At 69.1% G+C, this 12,894-nt stretch carries 11 protein-coding genes; 9 read left to right on the top strand and 2 right to left on the bottom strand.

From position 1 onward, the window contains the following. Positions 1-57 precede the first annotated feature (57 nt). Positions 58-1,017 (bottom strand): alpha/beta hydrolase fold domain-containing protein, encoded by a 960-nt coding sequence (locus tag ACFVXA_RS28430; protein ID WP_384021058.1) that lies wholly within the window; start codon positions 1,015-1,017, stop codon positions 58-60. A 265-nt stretch (positions 1,018-1,282) separates the two neighbouring features. Here ACFVXA_RS28430 and ACFVXA_RS28425 point away from each other — a divergent pair, with 265 nt between their 5' ends. From ACFVXA_RS28425 to ACFVXA_RS28385, 9 genes are all read left to right on the top strand, one after another. Continuing rightward, positions 1,283-1,762 (top strand): ATP-binding protein, encoded by a 480-nt coding sequence (locus ACFVXA_RS28425; RefSeq protein ID WP_384021055.1) that lies wholly within the window; start codon positions 1,283-1,285, stop codon positions 1,760-1,762. Between the two features lie 209 nt (positions 1,763-1,971). Next, positions 1,972-3,597 (top strand): AMP-binding protein, encoded by a 1,626-nt coding sequence (locus ACFVXA_RS28420; RefSeq protein ID WP_390027364.1) that lies wholly within the window; start codon positions 1,972-1,974, stop codon positions 3,595-3,597. A gap of 93 nt (positions 3,598-3,690) precedes the next feature. Next, positions 3,691-4,185, top strand: coding sequence for an acyl-CoA thioesterase (locus tag ACFVXA_RS28415; RefSeq protein WP_362022819.1), 495 nt, complete (start codon positions 3,691-3,693; stop codon positions 4,183-4,185). Positions 4,186-4,261: 76 nt separating this feature from the next. After that, entirely contained in the window at positions 4,262-6,664 is a 2,403-nt protein-coding gene (locus ACFVXA_RS28410) for a bifunctional salicylyl-CoA 5-hydroxylase/oxidoreductase (protein WP_390027362.1), read from the top strand. A 35-nt stretch (positions 6,665-6,699) separates the two neighbouring features. Then, positions 6,700-7,740 (top strand): carbon-nitrogen hydrolase family protein, encoded by a 1,041-nt coding sequence (locus ACFVXA_RS28405; RefSeq protein WP_389752746.1) that lies wholly within the window; start codon positions 6,700-6,702, stop codon positions 7,738-7,740. Beyond that, entirely contained in the window at positions 7,737-8,849 is a 1,113-nt protein-coding gene (locus ACFVXA_RS28400; RefSeq protein ID WP_384399591.1) for a cupin domain-containing protein, read from the top strand. The genes ACFVXA_RS28405 and ACFVXA_RS28400 overlap by 4 nt, the downstream gene beginning before the upstream one ends. A gap of 174 nt (positions 8,850-9,023) precedes the next feature. After that, positions 9,024-9,929 carry a fumarylacetoacetate hydrolase family protein gene (locus ACFVXA_RS28395; protein WP_390027359.1) on the top strand — a complete coding sequence of 302 codons (906 nt, stop codon included), beginning with the start codon at positions 9,024-9,026 and terminating at the stop codon, positions 9,927-9,929. Positions 9,930-10,021: 92 nt separating this feature from the next. Continuing rightward, the gene (locus ACFVXA_RS28390) at positions 10,022-10,765 is read left to right on the top strand and encodes an Asp/Glu racemase (RefSeq protein ID WP_390027425.1); all 744 of its coding nucleotides are present in this window, start codon (positions 10,022-10,024) and stop codon (positions 10,763-10,765) included. A gap of 83 nt (positions 10,766-10,848) precedes the next feature. Next, positions 10,849-11,664, top strand: a complete 816-nt coding sequence (locus ACFVXA_RS28385; protein ID WP_362022832.1) for a PaaX family transcriptional regulator C-terminal domain-containing protein — start codon at positions 10,849-10,851, stop codon at positions 11,662-11,664. Positions 11,665-11,754: 90 nt separating this feature from the next. Here ACFVXA_RS28385 and ACFVXA_RS28380 read toward each other — a convergent pair whose 3' ends face one another. Further along, positions 11,755-12,447, bottom strand: coding sequence for an alpha/beta fold hydrolase (locus tag ACFVXA_RS28380; RefSeq protein WP_389752751.1), 693 nt, complete (start codon positions 12,445-12,447; stop codon positions 11,755-11,757). Positions 12,448-12,894: the final 447 nt, after the last annotated feature.

Here is a 12,894-nt window from a genome sequence, read left to right as displayed (position 1 = left end):
ATCGACGCGGGGCCGTACACGCGCGGCGCTCCGTACGCCTGAGCGCGCGAGCCGAGGTCAGCGGGCAGCTGCCTCGGTGGACTTCAGATGACGCACGAGGAAGTCGACGCTCTGAGCCACGATGGGCGTGACGTCCGCCGCGCCCAGGAAGATGTGATCCGCGTCCGGGACGGGATGCAGTGTCACGTCCGCCCCGATCTCCTCCAGCGCCGCGGCGAGAGTCACGCTCTGGCTGTACGGCACCAGTCCGTCGTTCGTCCCGTGGATCAGGAGGAACGGCGGAGGCGGCGAGCCGGCCGTCACGTGGGTGACCGGGCTCGCGACCGCGGCCCGCGCCGCGAGCTCCTCCCCGGTGGCGCCGCCCAGTAGTGCCGTGAACGGGTTGGGGTAGTCGAGCCCAGGGACGGCCGGCAGGGTGTGCGACAGGAGGGAAATCAACTCCGAGACGCCGTACCAGTCGACGACGGCATGGACCGAGCTGCTCTCTTCGGTGGTGCCTTCGCCGCCTTCGAGGTCGGCGCCTCGGCTGCCGGCCGGGCCGACGAGCCCGGCGAGTGCGGCCAGGTGTCCTCCCGCGGACTCACCCCATACGCCGATGCGGTCGCCGTCGATCCCGAGCGTGCTCGCGAAACGGCGCACGTAGCGGATGGCGGCCTTGACGTCGTGCAGCTGTGCCGGGAACGGGGCCTCCAGGCTGTGCCGGTAGTCGATGGAGACGAGGGCGAGACCGGCCCGCAGCACGAAACCGTGCAGCAGCTCGACGGGGACGGTGGGCGGTGGATAGCGCCGGTCGCCCTCCAGCCATCCGCCACCGTGGATCCATACCACCGCCGCTACCGGCTCCTCGCTCGCCGGGACGTGTACGTCGAGCACGCGCGGGCGGTACCCCGGGCTCGTCGCATACGTGAGGCCGTCGAAGCGGCGGACACCCTCCGGGCCGATCTGTGCCGGAGAGGGAGCCAGGAAGGGCGGTGGAGGCCACCCGAGGTCCATCTGGGCGGGCGGTGATTTCGTCATGTCTGCCTCTTTTCCGGGGTAGGCGGGCAAGCGGTGAGGTCTCGGCGGCCAGTTGTGCCTGAGGTCTGTCGACAGCGGTCCCTCCGCGGAGGGCCTCGACACCGACCTGAAAGAAATGTCCGAAATGTATTGCGCGCAGGGCCGCCGAGAGGCACGATGTTACACGTGTAACTATCTGAGGGAAGCCAGGTTTCCCCAAAAACGCCTGCGATGACAGCAGGTGGTTACACGAGTGTGTACGCCACCCTCCCGTCCGGAGTCCGCAATGCCCTCTCCGTTCGCCACCCTCGTTCGCCCTTCGCTGCCTCCTCGCGCCTGGATGCGGCCTACTGTCTGCGGGCTGCGCGGTCACGCCTCCCGTCAGTGGGTCATGCGGCCGACCCTCGCTTGCGCTCCTCGTGCTCGGGCCGGCGTCCGGGTGGCCCTCCGGTGCCGGGGTGTTCCGGCGGATCTGGAGGACATGCTGCTCCTGGCGGTCACGGAGCTGGTGTCCAACGTGGTGCGCCACGCGGTCACGGACTGGCTGTGCGCTGCGATCACGTTCGGGCGTGACTGGATACAGCTGGACGTCGGGGACGGCGATCCGGCTCTGCCGGGAGTCGGCTCGGAGGTCGATGTCGAGGCGGAGGGTGGCCGTGGCCTGTTCATCGTCGACCTCCTGGTCGCGGATGCGTCCGGCGTGGTGAACGTCTTCCCGTGCGGCTCGGGAAAGGTCGTCCGGGTCCGCGTTCCGGCGCCCCGCTGACCACTCTCGGTCCTCTCCCTGTTGGCGCGGGGCTGTTGGACGCGGTGGCGTGTGGCCGCTTCTGGTCTGCGGTTCAAGGGAGTTGGGGTGTCCGGGTTGCGCCCTCGGCTGCGGCGTCAGGGAAAGTCGTATAGCGAAACATTGACTGTCGTAAGAAAAGCAGGATACTTGCTGCACTCTCCCTGCTGCCCCGAGATGAGGTGCACCCCATGGAGCTCTCTCCGTCTGCCCATGTGGACACGTTCTGCCGCGATCGCCTCCCGCCATCCGACCTCTGGCCCGAACTCCACTTCGACCTCGCAGAGTTGAAGTACGCCGAGCGACTCAACTGCGCCGGACGGCTGCTGGACGACGCCGTCGAGCGCTGGGGCGCAGACCGGCCGTGTCTGCTGACGCCCACCGAGCGCTGGACCTACGGTGACCTGCTGCGCCGGGCCAATGAGGTGGCCCGTGTCCTGACCGAGGACTTCGGCGTCCGGCCCGGAAACCGTGTTCTGCTGCGCGGCCCCAACAACCCCTGGCTCGTCGCCGCGTGGTTCGGCGTCCTGAAGGCGGGATGCGTCGCTGTCACCACGATGCCGTTGCTGCGTGCGGCGGAACTGGCGCAACTGCACGAGATCAGCCTCCCGGTCGTCGCCGTATGCGATCACCGTTACCTGGCGGAGCTGCAGGCCGCCGACGCGCCGGGGATGCAGGTCATCGCCTACGGTGGCATCGGCGCCGGCGACCTTGTCGCCCGCTGTGCGACCAAAGAGGCGACGTTCCGCGATGTCGACACGGCGGCGGACGATGTGGCGCTGATCGGCTTCACGTCCGGGACCACCGGGACCCCGAAGGCCACACTGCACTTCCACCGTGATGTGCTGGCCAACGCCGACACGTTCTCCCGTCACATCGTCAAACCCCAACCGGACGACGTGTTCACGGGAACGCCGCCGCTCGCCTTCACCTTCGGACTCGGGGGCCTGGTCGTCTTCCCGCTGCATGTCGGTGCGGCCTCGCTGCTGCTGGAACAGGCGACGCCGGACCAGTTGGCGGAACACGTCGCCGAGCACGGGGTGACGGTGCTGTTCACCGCTCCCACCGCGTACCGGGCGATCATGAGGGCCGGGAAGGCCGACCGTCTGGCGAACCTCCGGCGTTGCGTGTCCGCCGGCGAGGCCCTGCCGGCGCAGGTCTGGGAGGACTTCCGTGCCGCCACCGGTCTGCGGATCATCGACGGTATCGGCGCTACGGAGATGCTCCACGTGTTCATCTCCGCCGCGGACGACGACATACGCCCTGGCTCCACGGGCAGACCCGTTCCCGGATACAGGGCCAAAGTCGTCGACGAAGCCGGCATGCCCGTCCCGGACGGTGAGCCCGGACTGCTCGCGGTGACCGGCCCCACCGGATGCCGGTACCTGGACGACCCCCGTCAGACGACGTACGTCCGGAACGGCTGGAACATCACCGGCGACACCTATATCAGGGACGCGGAGGGCTACTTCTGGTACGTGGCCCGCAGCGACGACATGATCGTCTCCTCCGGTTACAACATCGCCGGCCCCGAGGTCGAGAAGGCCCTGGTCGCCCATCCCTATGTCCAGGACTGCGGTGTCGTCGGAGCCCCGGACGAACGTCGCGGGATGATCGTGAAGGCGTATGTGGTGCTCGCGCCGCACGCCCCTGGCGACGAGGTCACCGTCAAGGAGCTCCAGGACCACGTCAAGCGGACCATCGCGCCCTACAAGTACCCCCGCGCCATCGAGTTCGTCGCCGACCTGCCGCGCACGAGCAACGGCAAGCTGCAGCGCGCCGAGCTGCGTAAGTACGCCCTGGGCGCGCCCAGTTGATGCGGGCGCCCCGCTGGGCGCCGCCTCTTCCGTGGACGGCGCGGCCGTCCTACCTCCATGCCGGCCGTGGCCGGCTTGTCGAAAGGCACCCTCATGGACACCTCCAGCCCACCGCCGAAGTCGCCCCGAGGCGACGGCTGTTCCGCCGGAGGCCTCGAAGCCTGTGAGCCCCAGCTGCCCAGCGTCGTCATCGAGCGCCGCGTCGAGTGGCCGGACACCGATGCGGCCGGTCACTACCACCACTCGACGGTCGTGCGCTGGGTGGAGGCGGCCGAGGCCGTACTACTGACCCGGCTGGGTCTGGCCCACCTCTTCGGTAGCACGCCGCGGGTGCACTTCGAGGCGGACTACCGTGCACGGCTTTGGTTCGGCCAGCTCGTCCGCGTCGAGTTGAGGGTCACGAAGGTCGGTACGGCCTCCCTGCACTACGCCTTCACCGTCCAGGCGGAGGACGGCGAGGTAGCGGCCACGGGGCGCATGTCGATCGCGCACTCGGCCGCCCGCGCGGCCGGGGCCACCCCCTGGCCCGACGACGTGCGCGAGGCGCTGACCAAGGCGGGCCCCCAGGCGCCGGAACGCCTCCTCTGAACATCATGTATATAGTTTTCTTGACGATCGCAGAAATCGCAGCATATTTTGCTGGTGGAACCGTAGGGAGGACGCCGTGCGCGTAGCAGTCATCGGGGGAGGGCCGGGAGGGCTGTACTTCGCAGCCCTGGCCAAGCAGCTCTCCCCGCACTGGGAGGTCACGGTCTGGGAGCGCAACGCGGCCGACGACACCTTCGGGTTCGGAGTCGTGTTCTCCGACGAGACCCTCGACGGCATCGCGCAGGCCGACCCCGAGACCTTCGCGGCGATGTCGGCAGAGTTCGCCCGCTGGAGCGACATCGACATCCGCTACAAGGGCCAGGTGCTCACTTCGGGGGGACACGGCTTCGCGGCGCTCGGGCGCAAGCGGCTGCTGACCATCCTGCAGGAGCGGTGCGCCGACCTGAACGTGGACGTGCGCTACCGCACCCCGGCGCCCCCGATGGCCGAACTCGCCACCGGGTACGACCTGGTGGTCGCCGGCGACGGGGTACGGTCGGCGGCCCGCGCCGCCTACGCCGACACCTTCCAGCCGGTCCTCGACGAACGGCACTGCCGCTACATGTGGCTCGCCACGGACAAGGTCTTCGAGGCGTTCACATTCATCGTCGAAGAGCGCGACTTCGGCACCGTACAGGTCCACGCCTACCCCTTCGACGCCACCCGCAGCACGTTCATCGTGGAGATCGACGAGGACTCCTGGCGACGGGCCGGCTTCGCCGAGTTCGCGGCCCGCGACCACCCGCCGGGGACCAGCGACGAGGACAGCATCCGGCTGTGCCAGGAGATCCTCGCCGACCACCTCGACGGACACCGCCTGATACCCAACAACTCCAAGTGGATCCGCTTCTCCACCGTCCGCAACAAGACCTGGCGGCACGGCAACACCGTCCTGCTCGGCGACGCGGCCCACACCGCGCACTTCTCCATAGGCTCGGGCACCAAGCTCGCGATGGAGGACGCCCTCGCGCTCGCGGCCTGCCTCCATGAACAGCCCGACCTCACGACGGCGCTGGCCGCGTACGAGGCGGAGCGCAAGCCGGTGGTCGAGTCCACCCAGCGTGCCGCCCAGGCCAGCCTCGAGTGGTTCGAGAGCGTGGGGCGCTACACGGGGCAGGAGCCGCACCAGTTCGCCTTCAACCTTCTGACCCGCAGCCGACGCGTCACTCACGACAACCTGCGTGTGCGGGACAAGGAGTTCACGGACGCGGTGGAGGAGGCATGGCACGCGTCGACGCCGTCGCCGCTCAGCCCCGCCGCGGCCTCCACCGCCGCCGTGCCGCCCGTGTTCCGGCCGTTCCAGCTCGGTGGCCTGCATCTGCGTAACCGTGTCGTGGCGCCCCCGACCGCCCTGTACTCGGCAGGTGACGGGTTGCCGGGGGACTTCGACCTCGTTCACCTGAGCACCCAGGCCCTCGGCGGGGCCGGGCTCGTCATCGCGGGCATGACGGCGGTGAGTCCGGAAGGCCGCGCCACACCAGGCTGCCCCGGTCTGTACACCGACGAACAGGAGGCCGCCTGGCGGAAGATCACCGACTTCGTCCACCGGCAGTCGGGTGCCTGCCTGGGCATTCAGCTCACCCACGCCGGCCGGCGGGCGGCGACCAGTGTGCCCCGCGCCGACGGCCGCGGCATCCCGCTCGGTGACCGCGGATGGCCGCTCCTCGCGGCCTCGGCCCTTCCCTGGGACAGCGGCAGCAGCACGCCCCGGGAAGCCACGCGTCAGGACATGGAGGACGTCACCGGGGACTTCGTCGCCGCCGCGCGCCGCGCCGACCGGGCCGGATTCGACGTCCTTGAGCTCCAGTTCGGGCACGGACACCTGTTGTCCGGCTTCCTGTCACCCCTGACGAACACCCGCACCGACGCCTACGGCGGCAGCCTCGCCAACCGCCTGCGCTTCCCGGTGCAGGTCCTGGAGGCCGTACGCGCCATATGGCCGGCGGGCAAGGGGCTGATCGTCCGTGTCTCCGCAACGGACTGGGCCGACGGGGGCACCACGGAGGCCGACGCGGTCGAGATCGCCCGAGCTCTGTCCCAGGCCGGGGCCGATGCCATCGACGTGTCCACCGGCGAGGTCGTCGCCCATGAAAAGCCCCGCTACGGCCGCAGTTTCCAGACGCCGTACGCGGACCTGATCCGCAATGCCACCGGCATTCCCACCATCGCCGTCGGCGCGATCTCCACCTACGACGACGTGAACTCCATCATCCTGGCCGGTCGTGCCGATCTGTGCGCCGTCGGCCGAGCCCAGCTCCACGATCCGCTGTGGACCCTGCACGCCGCCGCGGCGCAGGAATACGCGGGGCCCGCCGCACCGTGGCCGACGTCGTGGAAGGCGGGCAGCCGCAGGCCCCCCGGCGCCCGCACCGACCGTGTCCCGCCGCGCCTGCAGCTGTTGCGGGAGGCCCCCGTGCCCGTGCACCAGCGTTGGCTGCCGCACACACAGGTCACCGTCGCTGCGGTGGCCGTCAGTTGACCCGCCCAGGGCACCCCCGGACCCAGGAGGAACCCGTGGACAACCTTCCCCGCTTCACCGCCGCCGCCGTCCAGGCCGCCCCCGTCTACCTCGACCCGGCCGCGACCGTCGACAAGGCCGTCGCGCTCATCGAGGAGGCCGCGCGCAACGGCGCCTCGCTCGTCGTCCTGCCCGAGGCGTTCGTCCCGGGCTACCCGTACTGGAACTGGACGATGAACCCGGTCCAGGGCTCCCCTTGGTTCGAACGCCTCTACCGCGCGTCCATCGACGTACCGGGCCCCCACGTGGACACGCTGTGCGCGGCGGCCCGCCGGCACAACGTCGTCGTCGTGATCGGCGTCAACGAGCGCGGCCCGCACAGCCTGGGCGTCCTCTACAACACGTTGCTCACCATCGGGGCCGACGGGCAACTGCTCGGGGTGCACCGCAAGTTGGTGCCCACCTGGGCGGAGAAGCTCACCTGGACCGGCGGCGACGGCAGCTCGCTGCGCGTCCACGACACCCCGATCGGGCCTCTCGGTGTTCTGGCCTGCGGTGAGAACACCAACACCCTCGCCCGCTTCACGCTCCTGGCGCAGGGCGAACTGGTCCATGCCGCCGGCTACATCGCGCTGCCGGTGGCGCCCGAGGACTACGACATGGCGGACGCCATCGCCGTACGCACCGCCGCGCACAGCTTCGAGGGCAAGGTCTTCTCCGTCGTCGCCTGCTCGACGATCTCACCGGAGATCGTCGACACCGTCGCCGGTGACGACGAAGAGGTACGGCGCATGCTCGCCCGCCCCCGCAGCGCGCTGTCGGGCGTCTTCGGACCTGACGGCAGGCCCGTGACCGAACCCCTCGTCGACGACGAAGGCATCGTCTACGCCGAGATCGACCTGACCAAGTGCATCCAGCCCAAGCAGATGCACGACATCGTCGGCCACTACAACCGCTTCGACGTCTTCCAGCTCCATGTGGACAACACCCCCCGCAGCCCGGTGACCTTCACCGCCGACCTCATGAGGGAGCCCGCGGCCCATCACTTCCCGCCGCCGACCGACGGCACCGACACCACGAAGGAGACCGACGCATGACCACCGCATACGACGACAACCAACTGGGGCGGGCCCGGGTGTCCGACACCCCCGAACTCACCGCCTACTACGGTGAACTCGCCGAACTGGACGCCGGCGCCCTGTGGACCGTCGCCAACGACATCGAACCCTGGTACCCGCAGCCCAAGTCCGTACCCGTCCTGTGGCGGTACGAGGAGCTGCGCCCCCTGGTGCACAAGGCACTCGACCTGGTCAAGGCCGACGATGCCGGCCGGCGGGTGGTCATGCTCGTCAACCCGGGCCGCAAGGACGTCAGCGCCGCCGTCGGACTGCTCTACACCGGCCTGCAGATCATGGGCCCCGGAGAGGCGATGACCGCCCACCGCCACCAGGCAGCCGCGCTGCGCTTCGTGCACGAGGGCACCGGCGCCTGGACCATCGTCGACGGACAGAAGCTCAGGGTCGGGCCGCGCGACTTCGCCATCACCCCCAACGGCACCTGGCACGAGCACGGCAACGAGTCCGACGACGGTCCGGTCATCTGGCAGGACGGCCTCGACATCCCCCTCGTCAACGCCCTGGACGCCGGCTTCTACGAAGTCCACCCGGAGCTCTACCAGCAGCCCGGAAAGGTGATCAACTCCTCCGTGCTCACCTACGGCGCCAACCTCCTGCCGTACGGCGTGGAGAAGTGGACTCGCCCCTACTCCCCGTTGCTCGCCTACCCGTGGGAGCCGACCTACGAGGCCCTGCGCCATCTGGCCCAGGCTTCCGACGGCTCCCCCTACGACGGTGTGATCGCTGAGTACACCAACCCGGTCACCGGCGGCTCGGTCATGCCCACCATGGGCGCGCACCTGCAGCTGCTGCGTCCCGGCCAGGCCACCAAGGCCCACCGGCACACCGGTTCGGTGATCTACACCGTCGCCAAGGGCCGCGGCGAGTCGGTGATCGCCGGGAAGCGGTTCGCCTGGAAGGAGGGCGACATCTTCTGCGTCCCCTCCTGGGCATGGCACGAGCACAGCAACCTCGACCAGAGCGACGACGCCTGCCTCTTCTCGTTCAACGACTTCCCCGTCATGCGCTCGCTCGGCTTCCACCGGGAAGAGGCCTACCCCGACAACGGAGGGCACCAGCCCACCGCGTAGACCGCGTCCACGTCACCACCACCGGCCCTGACACCGGCGGTGAGACAGCGGCGCGACCGAGGACGGCCATGGTCGCCCCGCGCCGTCCCCGGTTACGGGGCGGTGGCGAAGAGACCTGACCTTCGCCACCGCCTCTCCCGCCCGCCATCCGTACCCATCGCCCAAGGAGTTCCCATGCGCTTGATCACCTACAGCCTCGACGACGGTCCCGCGCGGCTCGGCGCCCAGATCGACGAGAGCGTCATCAACCTGTCCGCCCTGGCCGCCTTTCACGACGAGGAACTGCCGAAGGACCTGCTGTCCCTGGTCCGGGCCGGCGACAGCGCCAACGAGACCGCGCGGCGTCTGCTCGCCACCGATCCGGTCGCCTGGCCTGCCGATGTCCGCCATCGGCTGGACGAGGTGGCGCTGTGCGCTCCGCTGCGCCCCGGCAAGATCATTGGTGTCGGCCTGAACTACGTGGAGCACGTCGAGGAGTCCAACCGCAGTCTCGACACCGACACGGAACTGCCGACGAGGCCGGTCCTGTTCAGCAAGCCGTCCACCGCCGTGACCGGTCCCGGCCGGCCGATCCTGCACAACGCCGATCTCACCGACCAGCTGGACTGGGAGTGCGAGCTGGCCGTCGTGATCGGCCGCACCGCCTTCCGGGTCAGCGAGGACGACGCCTTCTCGTACGTCTTCGGCTACAGCATCGTCAACGACATCAGCGCCCGTGACCAGCGCCGCTCTGGACAGTGGTTCTTCTCCAAGGGGCAGGACTCCTACGCGCCCTTCGGCCCCGCCGTCGTCACCGCCGACGAGATCGCCGACCCCATGTCGCTCGACCTCGAACTCCGGGTCAACGGCGTCACCAAGCAGAAGTCGAACACCCGCCACATGCTCTTCCCGATCGCCCGGCTCATCGCCGACATCACCTCCGGCGTCACGCTGGAGCCCGGCGACGTGATCGCCACCGGTTCCCCCTCCGGGGTCGGCGCCGGCATGGTCCCGCCGCAGTTCCTCGTGCCCGGTGACACGGTCGAGGCCACCGTCGAGGGCATCGGCACGCTCAGCAACCCCGTCGTCGACGCGCGCTGACGCGCGCCACCCCTGTCACGTCCCTCAGGAGATTCCCCTTGGCCTCACGTACGTATCGGATCGGCCAGATCGTTCCGAGCTCCAACGTCACCATGGAAACCGAGGTGCCGGCCATCCTGCGCGCCCGGGAGACCATCGCGCCGGAACGCTTCACCTTCCACTCCAGCCGGATGCGCATGACGCACGTCACGCCCGAGCAGCTCAAAGCCATGGACGCGGACTCCGACCGGTGCGCCCTGGAACTGTCCGACGCCCATGTCGACGTCCTCGGCTACGCCTGTCTGGTCGCCATCATGAGCATGGGCCTGGGGTACCACCGCACGTCCGAGGAACGCCTGTACGGCCGTACGGTCGAGAACGGAGCCCCGGCGCCGGTCGTCACCAGTGCCGGGGCGCTCGTCCACGGTCTGCATACCCTCGGCGCCAGGAAGATCGCCCTGCTCGCGCCCTATATGCGTCCCCTGACGCAGACGGTCGTGGACTACCTCACCCACGAAAGCATCGAAGTCCTGGACTACGAGGCGCTGGAGATCCCCAACAACCTCGACGTGGCCGCCCACGATCCGGCGAGGCTGCCCGGCCTCGCCCGCGCGCTCGACCACGCGGACGCCGACGCCGTCGTGCTGTCGGCGTGTGTCCAGATGCCGTCCCTGGGAGCCGTCGAGGAGGCCGAGCAACTGCTGGGCAAGCCCGTGGTCTCCGCGGCGATCTGCACCGCCCACCAGATGCTGCGGGCGCTCGGACTTCCGGCAGTGGCTCCCGGTGCGGGGCATCTGCTGTCCGGAGCCTATGCGCAGGCGCCACTCAAGTCCGGTGGCTCCACCAGCGGGGAATGACCCGGGCAGCGGAACCACCCGACACGGGAAGGGGGCCGTACCGGTCGATAGGATCGCCACCGCACACGACGGAAGGCGATCACGTGGACAGCTCCATTCGGCCAAGCTCCCTCATCAACACGGTCTACGGAGCATTCGTCCGGCGGCTCGGCGGGTGGATCTCCATCGCCGATCTGATCGTGCTGATGGGGGACCTCGGTGTGGACAGTCAGGCGGTGCGCTCCGCAATCTCCCGGCTGAAGAAGCGAGGCGTCCTCGTCCCCGAGCGCCGCTCAGGCACGGGGTACCGCCTCAGCCCCGGCATGCATCCCGTCTTCGACGAGGGCGACCGCCGCATCTTCGAAAGCCTGGCGCCCGCCGCGCTGGAGGACGGCTGGGTCATGGCGGTGTTCTCCGTACCGGAGTCGGAGCGCACCTACCGCTACCAGCTGCGTACGCGGCTGACCTGGCTCGGTTTCGGAAACATGGGGCCGGGGATCTGGCTGGCGCCGGCTCGGCTGTTGGAACCCGCCCGCACCATGCTGGAGCGACTCGAACTCAGCGACTACGTCCACCTGTTCACCTCCCAGTACGCCGCCTTCAGCGATCTGCGCACCACGGTGAGCGCGTGGTGGGACTTTCCGGCGATCGAGGACCAGTACGCGGCCTTCACCGACGCCTACAGCCCGGTCCTGCGGTCCATGGAGGAGCAGAAGGACATCGATGCCGGAGAGGCGTTCCGCCACTACGTCCCCATGCTCACGCAGTGGCGGCGTCTGCCTTATCTCGACCCCGGTCTTCCCGCTGAACTGCTCCCCGACGACTGGAACGCGGTGGCTGCCCGGCGGGTCTTCCAGCACCTGCACGGCGTCCTGGCCGCGCCGAGCCTGGAGCATGTACGGAAAGTGACGGGTTTCTGAGGCGATCGCCGCGCACGGCGGTGTCCGTAGCGCGCCCGGACCGGGCCGGTGACACCACGATCCGGCTGCTAAAACGTGTAACTTGTGTGATCAGATCCAGCCCCTCAGCGACTCGATGAAACCCTGGAAGTCGTCGCGGTGAATGCAGTGTCCCGCCCCGGCCACAACGGTGATCTCGAACCCGCGGCTTCGCAGCAGCTCGGCGGTCGCGGCGTCGATGGTCAGGCTGGGATCGGCCAGCTGCACGAGGGAGGGCACGGCCGGCGGCGCCGGCAGGTAGTCGCCGTCGAACGATTCGATGTGGGTCAGGAAAGCGCGGTCGAAGAGCGCGAAGCCGGCGAGTTCCGCCTTGACATCCGCTTTTGACCATCGGGGATTCGCCCGCTGGATGCTCTCCCGGCTCGCCTGGTCCACCATCGCGCGCAGGCCCTTCGGGACGCTGTTGTCCATGCCGTTCAGGCCGAACCCCGGATCCGAGTAGACAACGCGCCGCGGTGCCAGCTGCCCGACGGCAAGAGCCAGAGCGAGTCCGCCGAGAGAGTGCCCGATGGCGATGTCCGCACCGGTCGGCAGGCTTTCCGTGAGGTCCTCGGCAAGCGCCGCCGGACGGTAGGCGCCGCGCGCGCTGCGGCCATGGCCGCGGAGGTCGGGGGCCAGCACCCGATAACCCTGACGCACCAGGTGTGACGTGACGGCGTGCCATGTGCCGTGATCGGCCATGCCCCCGTGGATCAGCACGGCCGTACGGTCGCCGTCGCCCTGCTCCTGCACGTACAACTTCATTCCGCCCCCTGGACGACTCGCTGTTAACACGTGTAAGCAGTGTCCATGCGGAGCTGTGATCGGGCAAGGGGGAAGGTGACCGCGGGCGTGTTACTCAATGTTTATAGTGAATATCTGGCGATCGGAAGAAGTTCGCTATAGCGTTCGGCTCAGGTGCCGTGCCTTCCCGGCGGTGGAACCAGCCACCGTGCCGGGGAGTTGTGCGAACCCCGCCGTGGCTCCGCCTTGTGGGCCGGCTCCATGTGTCTCGCTCTCACGGCCACATCCTCCCGCCCTGACCCCCGCGGTGTTCGGCGGTCCTTCATCCTCTCTCCGCCGGTTCGGATCGCATCGTTGCGACCCCCGACCACCAGGCCTGTCTTCCAAGTTCGAGAGCCCGAGAGCACTTCGCGTGCTCCGGTCAGGCGCCGAAGTGACCTGTACGTCCGATCAGTTGCACAACTCACG

It is taken from the genome of Streptomyces sp. NPDC058246 (assembly GCF_042881985.1).
In the GTDB taxonomy this organism is placed as follows: domain Bacteria; phylum Actinomycetota; class Actinomycetes; order Streptomycetales; family Streptomycetaceae; genus Streptomyces.
Note: the sequence above shows the minus strand (reverse complement) of the source record. Positions and strands in the feature narration are given on the sequence as shown.

Bases quoted from the DNA above. Each gene is read 5' to 3' on its own strand.
- ACFVXA_RS28430 (WP_384021058.1), bottom strand. From the start codon at position 1,017: ATGACGAAATCACCGCCCGCCCAGATGGACCTCGGGTGGCCTCCACCG.
- ACFVXA_RS28425 (WP_384021055.1), top strand. From the start codon at position 1,283: ATGCCCTCTCCGTTCGCCACCCTCGTTCGCCCTTCGCTGCCTCCTCGC.
- ACFVXA_RS28420 (WP_390027364.1), top strand. From the start codon at position 1,972: ATGGAGCTCTCTCCGTCTGCCCATGTGGACACGTTCTGCCGCGATCGC.
- ACFVXA_RS28415 (WP_362022819.1), top strand. From the start codon at position 3,691: ATGGACACCTCCAGCCCACCGCCGAAGTCGCCCCGAGGCGACGGCTGT.
- ACFVXA_RS28400 (WP_384399591.1), top strand. From the start codon at position 7,737: ATGACCACCGCATACGACGACAACCAACTGGGGCGGGCCCGGGTGTCC.
- ACFVXA_RS28395 (WP_390027359.1), top strand. From the start codon at position 9,024: ATGCGCTTGATCACCTACAGCCTCGACGACGGTCCCGCGCGGCTCGGC.
- ACFVXA_RS28390 (WP_390027425.1), top strand. From the start codon at position 10,022: ATGGAAACCGAGGTGCCGGCCATCCTGCGCGCCCGGGAGACCATCGCG.
- ACFVXA_RS28380 (WP_389752751.1), bottom strand. From the start codon at position 12,447: ATGAAGTTGTACGTGCAGGAGCAGGGCGACGGCGACCGTACGGCCGTG.